Genomic DNA, 19,441 nt, shown 5'->3' on the forward strand with positions numbered 1-19,441 from the left:
ACCGAAGCTGAAAAACAAAACGATAAGTAGATAGATACAAATTATAATATGATGAACGAGGTATTTGATTTTATAATAAACTCACGCAAGGCATTTATTAAGTTGATAGGTGATTTAACAATCGAAGAATTAAATAAAATTCCGGATGGTTACAACAATAACATTATCTGGAATTTTGGCCATGTTGTAGTGAGCACGCAAACGCTTTGTTATGTTCGTACAGGTGTATTGCAAGATGCAACCTCGGTAAAATTTAACGAGTATTATAAAAAAGATACGAAGCCAACTTACACCGTAACAGAAGAAGAAGTAGCTGAATTGAAAACCATCGCGTTAGAAAGCATTGAAAAAATAAAGGAAGATTATACAAATGGAAAATTTTCAAACATCACTCCTTTTACAACAGCTACCTATGGCGTACAGATGAACAGCATTGAAGAAATTCTGATCACAACTATTGGTCATGATAATGTACACCAAGGTTATGCATGGGCACTGAAAAGACAGATATAAAAAGATGTGAGGCGGATGAGGGTTTTGAAAAACAGACCCAACTAAAATAAACCCGATAGCAGTAAAAATTTTAGACTGTCATGCTGAGCGTAATCGAAGCACAGCCTAATTTAACGAATAGCGGGACTGAAACAACCGAAAAGCACAGGAACCTGCTTTTCAAATAAAAATCGGTGAAATCACTTCATCTGTGAAATCAAACCGAAGGAAAAAATGTTTCGTGAGAATACGAACCATGGCAAAAAAGGATGATGTAAGATAGATGAGATATGAACCGATAATAAAAAAATCAGTGTAATCACTTCATCTGTAATCAACCCGAAGGAAAAAAGAATATATAACGATAATTAAATAGAAATTAACCAATAAAAAACAATGGCAAATTATTTTAACACATTACCTCTTAGAGAAAAATTAAACCAATTAGGTGTTTGCGACTTCATGGACAGTTCTGAATTTTTAGATGGCGTTAGCGCATTAAAAGGTAAAAAACTGGTAATTGTAGGTTGTGGCGCACAAGGCTTAAACCAAGGTTTAAATTTAAGAGATAGTGGTTTAGATGTAAGCTACACTTTACGTAAGGAAGCAATTGAAGGCAAACGCGATTCGTGGAAAAATGCAACTGAAAACAATTTTACAGTTGGCACTTACGAAGAGCTGATTCCAAATGCAGATGTAGTAATTAACCTTACTCCAGATAAGCAACACACCGCTGTTGTAAATGCAATTATGCCTTTAATGAAAGAAGGAGCTACTTTGTTATATTCTCACGGTTTCAATATCGTTGAAGAAGGCATGCAGATCCGTAAAGATTTAACCGTTATTATGGTTGCGCCTAAATGCCCAGGTAGCGAAGTTAGAGCAGAATATGTTCGTGGTTTTGGTGTTCCTACCTTAATTGCAGTTCACCCTGAAAACGATCCTCAAGGTAAAGGATTGGCACAGGCAAAAGCATATTGCGCTGGTACAGGCGGTCACAGAGCTGGTGTATTAAAATCATCTTTCGTAGCTGAAGTAAAATCAGATTTAATGGGCGAGCAAACCATCCTTTGTGGTTTATTGCAAACAGGTTCTATCCTATCTTTCGATAAAATGGTAGAAAAAGGAATCGATGCAGGTTATGCTTCTAAATTGGTTCAATATGGTGTTGAGGTAATTACCGAAGCCTTAAAACAAGGTGGTATTACGGCCATGATGGACAGATTAAGCAATGTGGCTAAAATCAAAGCCTTCGAAATTTCGGAAGAATTGAAAGACATTATGCGTCCATTATTCCAAAAACACCAGGATGATATTATGAGTGGCGAATTTAGCCGTATCATGATGGAAGATTGGGCAAATGGTGATAAAAACCTATTGGCTTGGAGAGCTGAAACTGGCGAAACCGCTTTCGAAAAAACGCCTGCTGGTGATGTTAAAATCGGTGAGCAAGAATATTTCGATAACTATACTTTAATGGTGGCTTTTGTTCGCGCTGGTGTTGAATTGGCTTTCGAAACCATGGTACAGGCAGGTATCAAACCAGAGTCGGCTTACTACGAATCGTTACACGAAACACCACTTATTGCCAACACCATTGCACGTAAGAAATTGTTCGAAATGAACCGTGTTATTTCTGATACTGCTGAATACGGTTGTTATTTGTTCGATCAGGCTTGTAAACCGCTTTTGGGCGATTTCATGAAAAAAGTAGATACTGATCTAGTTGGTAAAAACTTCAATGAAGGTAAGGATGGCGCTGTTGATAACAGACAATTAATCGATATCAACGAGGCTATCCGTTCTCACCAGGTAGAACAAATTGGAGCAACTTTGCGTAAAGCAATGACTGCAATGAAAGCGATTAAAACAGCATAACCTCACCCCAAAATCCCCTCTCCTAAAAAGAGAGGGGACTTTGGACAGGTCTTATAAAAATAAATAATTACAAACTTAAATTCCCCCTTTAGGGGGCTAGGGGGTTAAAATGTCAAAAACATTAGTAGAAAAAATTTGGGATGCTCACGTTGTAAAAAGTGAAGAAGGATTTCCTGATATTTTATACATTGATACACACTTAATACACGAGGTAACCTCTCCGCAGGCATTTGATGGTTTGCGCAAAAGAGGATTACCTGTTTTTCGTCCGAAGCAGACTGTTGCAACGGCCGATCATAACGTACCTACCTTAAATCAGTTATTGCCAATTAAAGAGGAGCTTTCACGCTATCAGGTGGATATGTTAACCAAAAATTGTGCAGAATTTGGTGTAGAACTGTATGGTTTAGGCCATCCTTTTCAAGGCATTGTGCATGTTATCGGCCCTGAGTTGGGTATCACCTTACCTGGTAAAACAATGGTTTGCGGCGATAGCCATACCTCAACCCATGGTGCTTTTGGTGCCATTGCATTTGGTATCGGTACTTCGCAGGTAGAGCAGGTTTTTGCAACGCAATGTTTATTGCAGTCGAAACCTAAAACCATGAAAATTGAGGTAAACGGCGAGCTTGGAAAGGGTGTTGGCGCGAAAGACATTATCTTATACATTATTGCTAAAATCTCTGCCGCAGGCGGTACAGGTTATTTTATAGAATACGCAGGTTCAGCAATCGAAGCTTTAAGTATGGAAGCCCGTATGACGATCTGTAATATGAGTATCGAAATGGGTGCACGCGGTGGATTAATTGCACCAGATCAAACAACTTTCGATTACATTAAAGGAAGAGAATTTGCTCCAGCTGGCGAAGAGTGGGATAAAGCTTTAGCTTATTGGAAAACATTATATAGCGATGCTGATGCGAAATTCGATAGTGTTTTAACTTTCGATGCAGCAGATATCGCCCCTATGATTACCTATGGTACCAACCCTGGAATGGGCATGGGTATTCAGGAACATATTCCGGCAACAGGTGCACAACCAGAAAAAGAAAAACTTTCGTACCAGAAAGCGTTAGATTATATGGGCTTTGATGACGATTCTTCATTAATCGGGAAACCGGTTGATTATGTATTCATTGGAAGCTGTACCAACTCACGCATTGAAGATTTACGCGAAGTTGCCGATTTTGTTAAAGGTAAACGCAAAGCCGATAATGTTACGGTTTGGATTGTTCCGGGATCGAAACAAGTTGAGCAACAAGCTAAAAACGAAGGTTTGGATAAAATTTTCGAAGCCGCTGGTTTCCAGTTACGCGAACCAGGCTGTAGTGCCTGTTTAGGTATGAACGAAGATAAAATCCCGGCAGGTAAATATTGTGTATCTACATCAAACAGAAACTTCGAAGGCAGACAAGGGCAAAATGCACGTACATTATTGGCCAGTCCACTTACAGCAGCAGCTGCTGCTGTAACCGGAAAAATTACTGATGTAAGGGATTTGTTGGAGAAGGTTAACCCCTAAATCCCCTAAAGGGGACTTTAGCAAGATGAATAATAATACTACCAGCACTCGATCAAAAGCCCCCTTAAGGGGGGTGGGGGTTCTAGAAGTTGCCATATTAAATGTAAAAGCCGGATTATCGGCTGATTTTGAAAGAGTTTTTAGCGAAGCGGAAAAAATCATTTCTTCGATGGAAGGTTACATTTCGCATCAGCTTCAAAAATGTGTAGAGGTAGAAAATAAATATATCCTGCTGGTAAACTGGAAAACAATGGAGGCACATACCGAAGGTTTCAGAGGGTCAGCAGCATACCAGGATTGGAAAAAGTTATTACATCACTTTTATGATCCTTTCCCAACAGTTGAACACTTTGAGATGGTAGAGGGTTGTAAGGCTTAAGGTGGAGGGTAAAAACATGGAGCATAAAATTACCACCATTAAGCAAAAGGCTTAAAGAATAAAGATAAAAAGTGGAATACAAGTCTCGCTACTTGATACTCCTTACTTGATACTAATTGACATGAAAAAATTCACAAAATTAACATCGGCAGTAGTGCCTTTAAATATAGAGAACATCGATACCGACCAGATTATCCCTGCGAGGTTTCTAAAAGCGACTACCCGCGAGGGTTTTGGCGAAAACTTGTTCCGCGATTGGCGTTATGAAAACGATAACCAGCCTAAAGCTGATTTCGTGATGAACAACCCAACCTATAGCGGCCAGGTTTTAGTAGCAGGAAAAAACTTTGGATGTGGCAGTAGTCGCGAGCACGCTGCATGGGCTATTCAAGATGCTGGTTTTGACGCGGTAATCAGCAGTTTCTTTGCCGATATCTTTAAAGGAAATGCCCTGAACAATGGTTTATTACCCATCCAGGTAAGTGATGAGTTCTTGGCGCAGATTTTCAACGCGGTTGACAACAATCCAAAATCAGCCCTAGAAGTTGATTTAGAAAATCAAACGGTTACCATTGTAGAAACTGGTGCTCAAGAATCATTTGAGATCAATCCTTACAAAAAATCGTGTTTGATAAACGGTTATGATGATATCGATTTCATCTTGGCCCAAAAAGAATTAATCGCAGAATTTGAACAGGCAAAATAATGCTTAAACCATTTGTCTACATACAAAACCTAAACTTAAGTTACCGCAATAAAACGGTGCTAAAGGATTTGTATTGGGAAGTAAATGTGGGCCAAAACTGGGTTTTATGGGGCGAAAGTGGCAGCGGAAAAACTTCTTTGGCTAAAGCTATTGCGGGTTTAATTCCTTCACAGGGCAGTATTGAAATCAATTACGACGCCCAGAGTAAATTACCGGCCGAAGTTTTATTTGTAGAAAGCTGGTATCAGTTTAAAAATCTCGAAGGTGTTGCAAACTTTTATTATCAGCAACGCTACACCAGTTTACAGGCCAATGATACTTTAACAGTACATGCAGAACTGGTAGCTTATGGCAAAGAAAAAGGACTTCATTTCGATCTGGTTGAACCCATTTTAGAAGCACTGGGCTTTGCTACTTTTGCCAGTTCACAGCTAATCGAATTATCAAGCGGCGAACATAAAAAACTGCAACTGGTTAAAGCCTTATGGTTAAAACCCCAATTGTTAATTATCGATCAGCCTTATACCGGTTTAGATAAAGCATCGCGCAAAAACCTGAATACGCTTTTGGATCAGATTACAGCAGAAGGTGTACAATTAATTTTAATCTGTAATGATTTAGAATTTCCAGAAAGCATCGATTCCTTTGCGGAGATTATAGACGGGCAGATTGTAAGTTCATTTTCAAGAGAAATTGGAGATCTTCCACCTGAAATACATAAAAGGAAAATCCCCGCTTTTTTAAAGGAGTCGCCAATTTATTCATCAACTGATATGGTAAAAATGGTTGATGTAAACATCAGCTATGGCGAAAAACAAGTATTAAAAAATATCAACTGGGAAGTTAAAGCTGGCGAAAAATGGTTATTGCAAGGCCCTAATGGCTCAGGAAAGTCCACTTTATTGAGTTTAATAAACGGCGATCACCCCCAGTCTTACGCCAACGAGCTTTATTTGTTTGGCAACAGGCGTGGAACTGGCGAAAGCATTTGGGATATTAAGCAGCACATTGGTTTAATATCGCCGGAGTTTCATTGGTACTTCGACGCCACTTCAACCGTTTGGAAATGTATTGCTTCGGGCTTTTACGATACCGTAGGCTTGTTTCAGCAACTACCTTATAGCAAAAGAGCTCAAGTTGATGAGCTGATTGAATATTTTGGATTAACCGATAACAAAAATGAATTATTAACCGCACTTCCACTCGGTAAACAGCGATTGGTATTATTAGCGCGGACAATTATAAAAAATCCGGAACTATTAATTCTGGATGAACCTTGCCAGGGCTTAGACCAACAGCAAACAAAACATTTTAACCAAATGGTTGATGAATTGTGCAGCAACGGAATGACCTTAATTTACGTTGGCCATTTTGAATCGCAGCTGCCAACCTGCATAGAAAAAAGAATATTGTTAGAAAAAGGCGAGGTAAAAATCGTCGAAAGTTTAAACACAGAAATATTAAGCTGATGCAAGCTTAGCCACGGAAACACGGTGACCACGGAAACAAAATTTTTCGGTGATTTCTGTGCTTCCGTGGCAACCAATGAGCAATTGTAAAGCAAAAGAGGAGTCAACAATGAAGAAGAACATTTTAGTAATACCTGGAGACGGTATTGGACCCGAGGTTACCACTTGGGGAAAAGCAGCATTAGAGAAAATTGCCGATATTTTTGGCCATGAATTTGTGTTCGAAGAAGCTTTAATGGGCCATGCGGCTATTGAAGTTACTGGCGAGCCTTTGCCAGATGAAACTTTAGAAAAAGCAAGACAAAGTGATGCTATCCTTTTTGGCGCAATTGGTCACGCTAAATACGACAACGACCCAAGTTTAAAAGTTAGACCAGAACAAGGCCTGTTAAAAATCCGTAAGGAACTGGGTTTATTCGCTAATCTCCGCCCGATATTACTATTTGATGAACTTCTTCAGGCATCGAGCATTAAACCGGAAATTTTAAGAGGAACCGATATTTTGTTCTTCCGCGAATTAACGGGTGACGTTTACTTTGGTGAAAAAACACGCTCGGAGGACCGTAATACAGCTTCAGATTTAATGATTTACCACCGTTATGAAGTAGAACGCATTGCACATAAAGCTTACCAGGCTGCACAGCAACGTAACAAAAGATTATGTTCGGTAGACAAAGCCAATGTTTTAGAAAGCTCTCGCTTATGGCGCGAAACTGTTCAGGAAATTGCAAAACAATATCCTGATGTAGAAACAGAGCATATGTTTATCGATAATGCAGCCATGCAGTTGATCAAAAACCCTAGAAAATTCGATGTGGTTTTAACGGCCAATTTATTTGGAGATATTTTAACAGATGAGGCTTCACAGATTGCAGGTTCAATGGGTATGCTGGCTTCGGCATCTGTTGGCGAAAGCACAGGTTTCTTCGAGCCGATCCACGGTTCGGCACACGATATTGCAGGTAAAGATTTAGCTAATCCGTTAGCTTCTATCCTATCGGCAGCTTTAATGTTAGAAATTGGCTTCGGACTAAAAGAAGAAGCCAAATTATTGGTTGATACGATCGACCAGGTATTGAAAGAAGGCTTTAGAACACATGATATTGCCGACCAAAATACAAACCGATTTAAAGTTCTAGGCACAGCCGAAATGGGCAAATTGGTACTTAAATTCTTATCCCAAAAATTAATCACTTCCTAAACTCAAGATTATGATTCACGACCCGAACAAAGTTTATATTTTCGACACGACATTGCGTGACGGCGAGCAGGTTCCAGGCTGCCAGTTAGATACAAACCAAAAAGTAGAAATCGCTAAATCACTTGAGCTTTTAGGTGTTGATGTGATTGAAGCTGGTTTCCCGGTATCTAGTCCAGGAGATTTTAACAGTGTAATTGAATTATCAAAAGCGGTTACCAACCCGATTATCTGCGCGTTAACACGTGCAAATAAAAATGATATCGATGTTGCTGCAGATGCTTTACGTTATGCGAAGAGACCACGTATCCACACTGGGATCGGTTCATCCGATTTCCACATTAAACATAAATTTAACAGTACCCGCGAAGAAATTTTAGAACGTGCTGTTGAAGCCGTAAGGTATTCGAAAAAATTTGTGGAAGATGTTGAATTCTACGCAGAGGATGCTGGCCGTGCCGATATCGAATTTTTAGCTAAAATGGTTGAAGCAGTAATTGCTGCCGGTGCCACCGTGGTAAATATTCCAGATACCAACGGATATTGCTTACCAGATCAGTACGGCTCGAAAATTCTTTTTTTGAAAGAGAACGTAAAAAATATCGATAAAGCCATTATCTCTGTGCACTGCCACAACGATTTGGGCCTGGCTACAGCGAATTCTATCGCAGGCTTACAAAATGGTGCCCGCCAGGTAGAATGTACCATTAATGGCATCGGAGAGCGTGCAGGCAATACATCTATGGAAGAAGTCGTCATGATTTTGAAAACGCACAAGATTTTAGGCTTAAACACCCAAATTGATGCTACGCGTTTCTATGAAATGAGCCATATGGTGCGGAACCAGATGAATATGCCGGTACAACCGAACAAGGCAATTGTTGGTGGAAATGCATTTTCACATAGCTCAGGTATCCACCAGGATGGTTTCTTGAAAAATCGTGAAAACTACGAAATTATTAAGCCTGAAGATGTTGGTTTCCCTGATGCAACAATTGTATTGACTGCAAGAAGCGGACGCCATGCTTTAAAACACCATTTAGACCGTTTAGGCCATAAATTGGAAAAAGATCATTTAGATATTGTTTACAAACAATTTTTGGTTTTAGCCGATAGCAAACAAGGCATTAACGATTATGATTTAAACCAATTGGTTGCTTTGCATTTGGCGTAAAAGCTGAAAGGTTAAAGACTAAAGCTAAAAGCAAGCTGAGAATTGCCTTAAAAACTTTGAGGGATGTCCCCCTTTGGAGGGGGCAGGGAGAGGATTTAAATTTGAAATACAAACCTAGCCCACCTAAACCTGATTGGAATGAGCATGAAGCGCAGCGAAATAAAATGTAAAGCAGGACAGCTGCAACCGATGGAACACCAAACCCTGCTTTACAAAAAATATAAGAGAATATCAGTCTTGGTACTTGATTCTCTCTACTTGATACTACAACAATGAATACTACAACACCGAATACATTAGATTTTTTATCTGCATCGCAAAGGTTAAAAGGGGTGGTAAAACGCACACCTTTAGAGTTTAACGCCGGACTTTCTGCGCATTACAATGCCAATATTTATTTAAAAAGAGAAGACCTGCAAATTGTACGCTCGTACAAATTGCGTGGTGCCTACAATAAAATTAGCTCCTTGCCACAAGATGCATTAATTAACGGTGTAGTTTGTGCAAGTGCTGGTAACCATGCACAAGGTGTGGCCTATTCGTGCAAGAAACTTGGCATTAAAGGGGTGATTTTTATGCCAGAGATTACACCGAAACAAAAGGTTAAACAAACTTACATGTTTGGTGGCGACAATGTTGAAGTGGTTTTAGTAGGCGATACTTTTGATGATTGTTTAAAAGAAGCTTTAGCTTACAGTGCCGAAAAATCAGCCACTTTTATTCCACCTTTCGATGATGAAAAAGTAATTGAAGGACAGGCAACGGTTGGTGTAGAAATTTACGAAGATCTACCTGATCTGGATATGATTGTAATGCCGGTTGGTGGAGGCGGTTTGGCATCGGGTGTAAGCGCTTACATGAAAACCGTTAAGCCTGAAGTGAAATTAGTTGGTGTTGAGCCACTTGGTGCACCATCAATGGTTACGGCGATGGAATATGGTGGTCCGTTTACCTTAGAAGAAATAGACCGATTTGTGGATGGTGCAGCTGTAAAAAGAATTGGCCATATCACTTACGAATATTGTAAGGAACTGCTTGATCAGATGCATTTAATCCCTGAAGGAAAAATCTGTACGACCATTTTAAAATTGTATAACGAAGATGCCATTGTGGTTGAACCTGCCGGAGCACTGTCTGTGGCTGCATTAGATCAGCTTAAAGACCAGATTGCAGGCAAAACGATAGTTTGTATCGTAAGCGGTGGAAATAACGATATTGAGCGTATGCAGGAGATTAAAGAGAAATCTTTGCTTTTTGAAGGCTTGAAACATTATTTCATTGTACGTTTCCCACAAAGACCAGGTGCTTTAAAGTTATTTGTGAACGAGGTTTTAGGTCTACAGGATGACATTACCCGTTTCGAGTTTATTAAAAAAACGAACAAAGAAAATGGTCCTGCATTGGTTGGTATCGAACTTTCTAATAAAAACGATTATGCAAGTTTATTGCAGCGCATGAAAGATTTTAAATTTGAAATTATTGAGCTAAACCAGGATCAGACTTTGTTTGAATATTTGGTTTAAAGGTTATTTAACCGCGAAGGGCGCAAAGTTTTAATAGTATCGTCATGCTGAATTTATTTCAGCATCTTTCTGGTATGAAAGACCCTGAACTAAATTCAGGGTGACGCAAAAAATATAAAAAATGAATTTCAAAGACTTAAGAAACAAGACATTAATTTCTGACTGCGATATTGATTGGGAAGATTTAGGAGCAGGCGTTAAACGCAAAATTATGGCTTACGATAATCAGTTGATGTTGGTTAAAGTAGAATTTGAAAAAGATGCCATTGGTACCATTCACAATCATCCTCATTTACAAATGAGCTATGTAGCAAAAGGAAGTTTTGAAGTTAGCATGGGTGATGATAAGAAAATCTTAAATGAAGGTGATGTTTTCTTTGCCCCATCAAATGTATTTCATGGTGTACTTTGTTTAGAAGCGGGTTTATTGATTGATATTTTTAATCCACATAGAGAAGATTTTTTGAAATAAGACCGGAGTCGGGAAGTCCGAGGTTGGGTGCATACCCTACACCCTAAACCCTCCACCTTAAACCTTACTGAAAGGTAAACCTCACATTCTTATAGCCCAAACCTTCTATAATCGGTTTAAGTACTGTTGTAGCATTGGTTTTTGTTTGTGTTAAAATACTCGATTTTTTAACTTCGGCAGTTACCTGTCTTTCGGCTGCTTTATACGCTTCATCTACCAAATCAGCTTCGCGGAAGAAAGCCATTTTCGTATCATAAACACGAGAGTTTTTATGGTCGATTTTTACATAACATATTTCAGGCTGTGGTAAATTTACTACAGCGGTGTCCGCATCAATATCAATATCCTCCCGGGTAATTTTTGTTAAGTCGATACATCCTACTGCTTCGGCCTTAACAATTAATAAAACACTGGCTTCGGGCAAAAAATCTGTTTTATTTTTATGCTCTAAAACATCGCTGATCTGGTACCTTACCAGCTCCAATTTACCAATGGCCTCAATTTTCTCTACCAGAAGCTGATGTTTGCTCTCTACGGAGGTGTTGATGCTGAACTTTTTGGAGATCAATAAATACCCTGCTACGACTAAAATTAACCAGGGTAAGAGGCGAAAAAAGAGCTTCATGTTTTAAAAAAATAAGGTGCCAATAGTTGTGTATTTAATCTGTTGCACAATAATTAATCCATTAATCCACAATTATATTTTTTTGGCAACAGATTTGTAATACCAATATCACACACACAAATAAAAACTAATCAACATGAAAAAACTTACCATCTTAATGCTTTGCATTGCCACACTAGGTCTGGCTTCCTGCAAAAAAGACACGATTGTTCAACCAGGCAATGCCATTTTAACTGTCGTTAAAGATATATCGCCCAATGCATGGGTATTAAGTAATGACAAAAAAACATTTACTGCAGATATTTCTGTTCCTGAAATAGACCAGTATCATGTCGACAATGAAGGAACTTTGGTTTATATTTCTTATAACAGTGGAGCAAGTTATATCGCGCTACCTTTTGTTTATAATGTTGATGCATACAGCTTTGAAGTATACAAAGGCGGTGTATCTATCGATGTACAAAGTTCAGATTACCAGGCAACAGATCCGATAAAACCTACATCAACAGTAAGGGTAAAAATAGTTCTTGTTGGAAACGATTTATAACTAGTATTTAAAACTCCAAAAAACGACTAATGTTCAATTGAACGTGGTCGTTTTTTTATGCTCTAATTTTCCCACATTAAAAAATCGCGGATGTAAAGATGTTGTATCCCTTGGTATGTATTCCCATTAAATTGACTATTGGTAATTACATATTTTGGATAGTTGTTGTCTATCAGAAGCAAGTTTTCAAATTCGCGCTTAATGGTTGCCTCATCTTCTAATTTTAAGGCTACCTGGACATAAACAAATTCACTTTTGCGCTCACCAATAAAATCAATTTCCTTTGTATTCATTGTGCCAACTTTTATTTTGTAGCCCAAATATAGGAGATGATTATATACCACATTTTCGAGTAATTTCCCTAAGTCCTGTGGCCTATATCCAATAATAGCATTCCTAATGCCTGTATTTTCAAAATAAAATTTACTACCTGTTTCAAAAATCCTTTTCCCAATAATATCATACCGATCTACCTCATGAATAATGTATGCGTTTACCAAATACTTGGTGTAAGTTTGTATTTGATTCGGTGCTATTTTTGTTTGTTGAGATTTAAGAAAATCGCTTATTTTTTTTGCAGAAAACAAACTTCCAATATTATCTGCCATGAAAAGAACAAGTTTCTCTAAAAAATTACTATTTCTCAGATTATATCTAGAAACAACATCTCTAAACAAAATAGTTGTATAAATGCTATTAAGATATTCGAAAGCCTGCTCATTTAAAGTTAAATTAATCAGATAAGGTAACCCACCATACTTAAAATAGTGCTCCATATTTTTATCACTATTCTTCAATTTATGAAACAATAAAAACTCAGAATATGACAAACTGTAAATGGTAAACTCAACGTATCTTCCAGTTAAATAAGTAGCTAATTCTCCCGAAAGCATTTTAGCATTACTACCTGTAATGTAGATATCATTATTTTGATCGAGCAAAAGTGATCTTAATGCTTTTTCAAAATCTGTAATATCCTGTATTTCATCTATAAAGATATAATTATGCAGATCAGGTCTTACTCTTGATAGGACGTAATCATTCAGATCATTTGCATTTTGAATAAAATCGAACTGTAAATCTTCTTTATTAATGTAAATAATATTTCCATCCTTATCCTGCTTAATAATATTGTTTATAATCTGAAAAACCAGATAACTCTTTCCCACCCTACGTTGCCCAGTTAATACCTTAATCAGGTTTTTACGTATGAAAGGTTGTATTTGGGATATGTATTTATCGCGATTTAAAATGTTAGCAGGTATATTCATGTTATAATCATAATTATATCAAATATACTAAAAAGTTATAATTATGATTATAACTTTTCCATAAAAACACAAAAGCTATAACTACAATTAAAACTCCAAAAAACGACTGATGTTCAATTGAACGTGGTCGTTTTTTTTATGCTCTCCCCTGTTTAGCTGTAAGGCACGAATATTCACACCGTTTCTTTCCAAAAGCAGTTCATCATAAAAACCTTTGTAATACACATCCTTTACTTCGTAGCGCCTGCTGCTCCAACTATTGCTTATTTCAGCCCATTCGGGATAAAATACAACTGATTCTTTTTCTGTTTTTAAACCAATTTTTTCGGCATCGGCTTTCGATAAAACCACCGCATTGCCTAAAATCTGAGCGGTATAAATGTGTTTTGGGTGCTGGTAAATTTCTTCAGGTTTTCCGGTTTGCAACAGTTTTCCGTTTTTTAGAATAAGTAACTGATCAGCCAGAAATAAACCGTCGGCTGGATCGTGAGAAACCAAAATTACGGTAACACCAGTTTCAGAAGCTACTCGTTTTATATCCGCACGCAGTTGATTCTTAAGTAGCGCATCAACCTGACTAAAAGGTTCGTCTAAAAGTAAAACCTCTGTATCGGCAACCATTGCTTTTGCTATAGCCACACGCTGTTGCTCTCCCCCACTCAGCTCGATAATTTTTTTGTTCTGGAGTGGCGAAATCCGAAGGTGCTCCATCATCTGAAGCGTTTTTTCGGCCTTGGTTTTAAGGTCGGTATTTGAGAGTTGTGAGGCAATATTATCGTAAACCTTCGCATAAATATTTAAAGAAAAATCCTGCGTAACCATTTTCATCTGTTTGTGACCTGGAATGAGTTGTTCATCAGGGCCTTTAACCCTTTGATCTTCGAAAAAGATTTCACCCTCATCGGTTTTGAGCAATCCGTAAATGGATTTCAGTAAGGTCGATTTTCCACTGCCACTTTCTCCGATTATGGCCACTATATCGCCTCTTTTGATTTCGAAACTTATATTTTTAATCCCTCCGGCCTGTTCTGCCTGATATTGCTTGGTTAGGTTTTTAACGCTGATTATGGTATTGCTCACGTCGTAAAGATAAGAAAAAGGTGAGGGTTTTAAGGTGGAAGGTTTAAGTGCAAACAAAATTACACGTGCATTATATTTTATTTTTGCACGTATCCAGGCATCTATGTATCTTTACATCAATACATCTTGACATCAGCAATTATAAGGCCATGAACACTAAACTAACCTTAACTATAGATAAGTCTGTTATTAAACAGGCAAAAGCTTATGCAGAACAGCAAGGCAGAAGCCTGTCTGCAGTGGTAGAGAATTATTTAAAAGCTGTTATCAAAAAAGAAGAGATTGTAAAAGACGATGATGAACTTTCTCCAATCATAAAATCTTTGATGCTCCGCCCGAAAGTAGAACTACCTGATGATTATGATTATAAAAAAGAACTGGAGAAAGTCAGGGATGAGAAATATCAAAAATATTTAAATAATAATGAAAGATAACATTCTCATTGATTCAGATGTTTTACTTGATTTTTTTCTGAAACGAGAACCATTTTTTATTGATTCATCAAAAATTCTGAATTTATGTGTCAACCAAAAAATCAATGGTTTTGTTTCGGGTTTAATAATAGCCAACACGTATTATTTGTTGAGAAAACACTTTAGTCATAAAGATATTTTGGCCGACTTTAAGATATTATTTACTTTTTTGGATATTTTAATAATTGACAAAAACGTTATTTTGACTTCAATCGATTCTGAATTCATAGATTTTGAAGATGCACTCCAAAATTTTTCGGCTGAAAACCATGGATCAATTAATGCTATAATTACGCGAAATATTAAAGACTACAAAAGGAGTAAGCTAAGTGTATTAACGCCTACAATGTTTCTAAAAACATTATAAAATAAAAAATCCTGTCTCGCCTAACCGAAACAGGATCTGTTTATTTGTGTGTCAACCTCTCCTTTCTTTTTGAGAGAATTTTAAGTCCCCCTTCAGGGGATTTAGGGGTTAATTTAATCCGAAGGTAACCCCGAAACTCATGTTTTTTAAGCCAGCTTGTTGAGCGGTAGTAAACATATCGTTAAAGTAATACTTGGTAAATAATCCTATACTACCATAACCAAATCTAACTGTACCTCCATATCGAACCGATTGAAAGTGGTAGCTATCATACTGTTTTTCTTTACCACGTTCTTCGCTTACCTGTTTAATTTTTCCATTTAGCAAAAAGCTAACCTCCGGACCTAAAACCAGGTAAAATCTTTTGCTGTTTTTGTTTTCGCTGGTACGGAATTCGAAGTTTAAGGGAATGTGTACATAGCTGCTCGAGAAACGGTTTTTTGAAAAATGTACAGGCGCCTGATCGGTATATACAAATTCGTTAGCGTTTTTAGCAATAGTAATGTCTTTTCGCAAGCGGATCAATGTCCAGTCGAAACCACCGGCTACATAAATCTTAAAATTAGAGTTGAAACGATAGCCAAGCTGTAACACATCGAAAGAGAAAGTACTGGTTTTGCCACCTTTATAATCCAAAAAATCGTTGTTTGGAGATAAGTTGAAACTGCCATTGTCTATTAACCTGGAGAAACCCCAATCAACCCTGGTAAAAGTAATTCCGCCCACGAAACGGCCTTTTTTTGGGTCTTTATTTGTGCTATCTTTCTCGTCTCTGGTTATTTTTACGATACCGTAATCTAAATCTTTTCTGTTTCTTTTGGTCGAATCTTGTTGTGCAAAAGCACCTGGAGCCATAACACCGGCAAGTCCGCTTACCAAAAGTGTTGTATAAATTAGACGTTTCATATATGTGTGTGTTGTTGAGTTATTGAATGAGTGAATTATTGAATGGTTTGAATGTCGTATCCTAAAATCTGTTAATCCTGATCAATCCTAGCTTACTTCTTATTGCGTTTACCTATTTTAAATGGACCGATATTGATTGATGCCAAAGAAGAATCATCATCATCAGTACGGAACTGGATCAGCTTATCTTTTCTTTTGTCCATTTTATTAACAATGAGGTTTACCACATCGCCAACATTACGGATACCTTTATTGCTCTGTGCGTTATCGTTAACAGGTTCATCCGTTTTAACTGGCGTTGCAACAACCGCAGTTACAATCTCTTCTTTTGGCTGTAAAATCGCCTCTTGTATTTTTGTTTTAATATCTTTTTTAGGTTCTTCAGCTTTAGCTATAATTGTTTCTTGCTTTTGCATTTCAGGGGCCGTAACTATCCGTGGTTGCTCCGCAGCAGGTTTAACTTCATGTTTCACCTTTGTTTTGGCAATAGCACTTACCACCTTAGGTTGAACTGGCAAAACTGGTGTTATATTTTCAATTGGTGCAACAATTGTAGCCGAAGAATCTTTAGTGGTCTGTACCCGTACCGCTGGTTTAGATTTTTCAATTGTATTATTGGCCAATTGCTTGCCTCCGCTGCTGGTATTTTGCTGTTGATAAACCAAAACACCAAGTGTAGCAATTAATAACACAGCGGCTGCCGATAACCAATAAACCAGTATGATTCTTTTTTTCTTAGGCGTTATTTCGCTTTCAATATTGCTCCATAAATCCCTCGATGGTGTTACTTCCGCATCAGCAAAAGCATCCTTAAATAACTGATCAAAATCCTTATCCCGTATAGGTTGCATAACCAAATCCCTCCATTTTTATAATTTCTTCTTTTAATATTGCTCTTGCTCTCGACAGTTGCGATTTACTCGCACCTTCTGAGATTCCAAGCGTTTCACCAATTTCTTTGTGCGAATAGCCTTCAATTACGTACATGTTAAAAACCATGCGGTAACCATCTGCCAATTTTTGTATCACCTTCATTAAATCCTGCATCCCTAAAGTGCCAAAATCAAATCCGGTTGATGGTTGCTCGCAAGCTTCATCTATTTCAACCACATTTAAGCTGCGTAAATTTTTACGGTAACTTTCAATTGCAGTGTTCACCATAACCCTTTTAATCCAGCCTTCAAAAGAACCATCGCCTCTATACGCTGCAATTTTCTGGAAAATTTTAATATATCCCATCTGCAACATATCTTCTGCCTCCATTCTATCCTTGGCGTAGCGCATACAAACGGCCAACATCTTCGATGCAGTTTGCTTGTAAAGCAGCTCTTGCATCTTCCGGTCGCCAGCTTTGCAGCCTTCCATCAAATCGTTTATCGTATAGCTTCGCGTCAATTTCATTGTGTGTTTGTATATAGAAGATGGCAGATTACAAACAATGGTTGCATGAGGTGAGAAAAAAAGTTAAATAAAGTTAAAAATAAGCATTGTACCTCCTGATTACCAGAAAGATATAGTATTGATTTTTTTTTAAGAAAGATATAGTTTTTTGATTTGTAAAGCAAAGGCAGGAGCATTTTTGAAGCGTTAGCCCCGCTCATTCGTTACAATCTTTTTTATACTTCTGTCATGCTGAGGCACGAAGCATCTGTTTCATCGGTTGCAGATGCTTCGTACCTCAGCATGACAGCATATTCAAGGCTGCAGCAGAAAAAAGGATTTCCACTGCAATCGGGTTTAGTTGGCAGGGACTTCCGAAGTTTAAAAAGGAGCAAAGCGCTGGGGAACTTCGGAAGTCTATAAAACAACAAACCCCGCAGGTTTTAGAAACCTACGGGGTTTGAATCGGTATGAGTTTAATCACCCTCAACCTTACACCTTTTACCTCTCACCTTTCTTCACCTTAAACAATTTGAAATCCTGTTTGTAGGTCAAAAAGAACGAATGGTTAAACTGAAGTTGTTTATCGGTATGATCAAGATCGATATGCGGTTCGAAACGTACATCAAGGTATAAATGTGGAATCAGCTCTTTTTGGTAAGCATAACGCAATGAAACAATATTTCTTGCACTCTGCTTCAAACCTGGACTGTACAGATTATCCGATACCGATTCGTACAATGGCATTCCCTTAATCGAAATAAAATTATTGCCTTTCCAGTAAGAAGCCACCAAACTTCCCCATTTACTTTCTACACCCGCATTTAACCATAAACCAAAGCCACCTTGGTAAGCTCTTCTTTTATCAGGTGAAAAATCTTTATACACCGCAATATAGTTATCGGTATATACCTGTTTAATGTTGGTATTAATTGCTTTGTGCAATTTTAAACCAGTTGCTCCATTAAACATGGTCGTAATCGGGATTTCTTTAAGTACATCAATTTGTCCACCTTGATGAAAAGCCAAAAATTGGGCAGGCAAACTAAACTTCCAGCCGTTACCTTCCGCAATGGTGCTTTCGGTAGATAAACCACCAATAATTTCTTCTTTGGCAGGATCACCCTTATAGATCATTTTCTGCCAGGCAATCCAGGCATCTAAAGTAAATTTCTTACGCTCAACCAATAACTGCGTACCATATTCAATTGGCGTGGTTAAAGTTCTTTCGAAATCGTATAGCGGTTCAATATATTTATGTTGAATATTACCTTCTAAACTTCCAAAAATTAAAGTAAGGTTTCTTTTGTGGTATTTTACGCTGAACAAAGGTTTAGCATCCGAAATTCCATTCCTACCAAAATCCTTTCTGATAAAAGCACCGGCGGTAATCGCCAGATTAGGATGCGCGTAATACACTAGCTGAGGTTGCAACTGTGTTCCGTATAAAGTATAACCGTCGTGAAAATCGTTGGTATACTCGTAATTACGAACATAGTTTAAATTATAAAAGTTGAAGTGAACCTCGTTGGTTAAGCTGCTATCGGGGCGGATACGATTTTCGAAAGCCGATTGATCAAACTGTGCCGAAGCGAAATAAGCACTAAAAAGAAATGGTATTAGTAGTAAGGCCTTTTTCAGACCTATATTTGTAAACATGCGCTTTGATTTTATCGCCCAAATTTAGAATAGTTTTTTATTAAATTATCAAGTACCGGGTATCAAGTATCAAGAAGTCGGTGCAAGTTTACGCAAAGGAAACAAAGTTATTTATTCATTAACCACTAAGGTGCAAAGAACACAAAGTTTTTTAATAACCTGAGTTCGATTATTAAATCTCATTTTGTGGCGTTTTAATCAAGTTTTCTGTTAAGACGGTCGTCACCCTGAATTTATTTCAGGGTCTTTCACGCTAAAAAGATGCTGAAATAAATTCAGCAGGACGATAAAGCGGGATTAGGCGTAAATAAGATATAATT

20 protein-coding genes are annotated in these 19,441 nt (G+C 37.8%); 13 read left to right on the forward strand and 7 right to left on the reverse strand.

The window, feature by feature from the left end; genetic code table 11:
* Positions 1–51 precede the first annotated feature (51 nt).
* The 10 genes from AW17_RS11445 (at position 52) to AW17_RS11490 (ending at position 10,813) form a co-directional block, all read left to right on the forward strand.
* On the forward strand, positions 52–513 hold the full coding sequence (locus AW17_RS11445) for a DinB family protein (protein WP_245235048.1): 462 nt from the start codon (positions 52–54) through the stop codon (positions 511–513).
* 375 nt (positions 514–888) lie between these two features.
* Entirely contained in the window at positions 889–2,370 is a 1,482-nt protein-coding gene (gene ilvC / locus AW17_RS11450; protein ID WP_029276477.1) for a ketol-acid reductoisomerase, read from the forward strand.
* A 109-nt stretch (positions 2,371–2,479) separates the two neighbouring features.
* Positions 2,480–3,892, forward strand: a complete 1,413-nt coding sequence (gene leuC / locus AW17_RS11455; protein ID WP_029276479.1) for a 3-isopropylmalate dehydratase large subunit — start codon at positions 2,480–2,482, stop codon at positions 3,890–3,892.
* A 25-nt stretch (positions 3,893–3,917) separates the two neighbouring features.
* Complete coding sequence (locus AW17_RS11460; protein ID WP_051691777.1) at positions 3,918–4,271, forward strand: antibiotic biosynthesis monooxygenase family protein; 354 nt, start codon at positions 3,918–3,920, stop codon at positions 4,269–4,271.
* Positions 4,272–4,392: 121 nt separating this feature from the next.
* A complete protein-coding gene (leuD, locus tag AW17_RS11465; protein WP_029276483.1) occupies positions 4,393–4,977 on the forward strand; it encodes a 3-isopropylmalate dehydratase small subunit in 585 nt (194 codons plus the stop codon).
* Positions 4,977–6,446, forward strand: a complete 1,470-nt coding sequence (locus AW17_RS11470; protein WP_209444241.1) for an ATP-binding cassette domain-containing protein — start codon at positions 4,977–4,979, stop codon at positions 6,444–6,446. Before leuD ends, AW17_RS11470 begins: the two co-directional genes overlap by 1 nt.
* A gap of 109 nt (positions 6,447–6,555) precedes the next feature.
* Complete coding sequence (gene leuB / locus AW17_RS11475; protein ID WP_029276485.1) at positions 6,556–7,647, forward strand: 3-isopropylmalate dehydrogenase; 1,092 nt, start codon at positions 6,556–6,558, stop codon at positions 7,645–7,647.
* 10 nt (positions 7,648–7,657) lie between these two features.
* Complete coding sequence (locus AW17_RS11480) at positions 7,658–8,818, forward strand: 2-isopropylmalate synthase (protein ID WP_083488690.1); 1,161 nt, start codon at positions 7,658–7,660, stop codon at positions 8,816–8,818.
* 272 nt (positions 8,819–9,090) lie between these two features.
* On the forward strand, positions 9,091–10,341 hold the full coding sequence (gene ilvA, locus AW17_RS11485; protein ID WP_029276489.1) for a threonine ammonia-lyase IlvA: 1,251 nt from the start codon (positions 9,091–9,093) through the stop codon (positions 10,339–10,341).
* Between the two features lie 121 nt (positions 10,342–10,462).
* The gene (locus AW17_RS11490; RefSeq protein WP_029276490.1) at positions 10,463–10,813 is read left to right on the forward strand and encodes a cupin domain-containing protein; all 351 of its coding nucleotides are present in this window, start codon (positions 10,463–10,465) and stop codon (positions 10,811–10,813) included.
* A gap of 64 nt (positions 10,814–10,877) precedes the next feature.
* On the opposite strand, the gene AW17_RS11495 is transcribed toward AW17_RS11490, so the two are convergent.
* Positions 10,878–11,438, reverse strand: a complete 561-nt coding sequence (locus AW17_RS11495; RefSeq protein ID WP_029276492.1) for a DUF4230 domain-containing protein — start codon at positions 11,436–11,438, stop codon at positions 10,878–10,880.
* Between the two features lie 136 nt (positions 11,439–11,574).
* On the opposite strand from AW17_RS11495, the gene AW17_RS11500 reads away from it, so the two are divergent.
* A complete protein-coding gene (locus AW17_RS11500; RefSeq protein ID WP_029276494.1) occupies positions 11,575–11,985 on the forward strand; it encodes a hypothetical protein in 411 nt (136 codons plus the stop codon).
* 62 nt (positions 11,986–12,047) lie between these two features.
* Here AW17_RS11500 and AW17_RS11505 read toward each other — a convergent pair whose 3' ends face one another.
* On the reverse strand, positions 12,048–13,256 hold the full coding sequence (locus AW17_RS11505; protein ID WP_029276496.1) for an ATP-binding protein: 1,209 nt from the start codon (positions 13,254–13,256) through the stop codon (positions 12,048–12,050).
* Positions 13,257–13,343: 87 nt separating this feature from the next.
* On the reverse strand, positions 13,344–14,336 hold the full coding sequence (locus AW17_RS11510; protein ID WP_029276497.1) for an ABC transporter ATP-binding protein: 993 nt from the start codon (positions 14,334–14,336) through the stop codon (positions 13,344–13,346).
* Positions 14,337–14,485: 149 nt separating this feature from the next.
* Between AW17_RS11510 and AW17_RS11515 the strand changes: the two genes are divergently transcribed.
* Both AW17_RS11515 and AW17_RS11520 read left to right on the forward strand, forming a co-directional pair.
* A complete protein-coding gene (locus tag AW17_RS11515) occupies positions 14,486–14,770 on the forward strand; it encodes a DUF6364 family protein (RefSeq protein ID WP_029276498.1) in 285 nt (94 codons plus the stop codon).
* Complete coding sequence (locus tag AW17_RS11520; protein WP_029276499.1) at positions 14,760–15,176, forward strand: PIN domain-containing protein; 417 nt, start codon at positions 14,760–14,762, stop codon at positions 15,174–15,176. The genes AW17_RS11515 and AW17_RS11520 overlap by 11 nt, the downstream gene beginning before the upstream one ends.
* Positions 15,177–15,284: 108 nt before the next feature.
* Here the strand turns inward: AW17_RS11520 and AW17_RS11525 are convergent, their stop codons facing one another.
* The 4 genes from AW17_RS11525 to AW17_RS11540 all read right to left on the reverse strand — a co-directional run bounded on the left by AW17_RS11525 (position 15,285) and on the right by AW17_RS11540 (position 19,121).
* Positions 15,285–16,082, reverse strand: coding sequence for an outer membrane beta-barrel protein (locus AW17_RS11525; protein WP_029276500.1), 798 nt, complete (start codon positions 16,080–16,082; stop codon positions 15,285–15,287).
* Positions 16,083–16,174: 92 nt separating this feature from the next.
* A complete protein-coding gene (locus AW17_RS11530) occupies positions 16,175–16,933 on the reverse strand; it encodes a hypothetical protein (RefSeq protein WP_029276501.1) in 759 nt (252 codons plus the stop codon).
* A complete protein-coding gene (locus AW17_RS11535) occupies positions 16,914–17,483 on the reverse strand; it encodes an RNA polymerase sigma factor (RefSeq protein WP_029276503.1) in 570 nt (189 codons plus the stop codon). Before AW17_RS11535 ends, AW17_RS11530 begins: the two co-directional genes overlap by 20 nt.
* A 480-nt stretch (positions 17,484–17,963) precedes the next feature.
* Positions 17,964–19,121, reverse strand: a complete 1,158-nt coding sequence (locus tag AW17_RS11540; protein WP_029276505.1) for a hypothetical protein — start codon at positions 19,119–19,121, stop codon at positions 17,964–17,966.
* Positions 19,122–19,441: the final 320 nt, after the last annotated feature.

Origin of the sequence: Pedobacter borealis DSM 19626, assembly GCF_000708285.2 — a bacterium.
Lineage (GTDB): Bacteria > Bacteroidota > Bacteroidia > Sphingobacteriales > Sphingobacteriaceae > Pedobacter > Pedobacter borealis.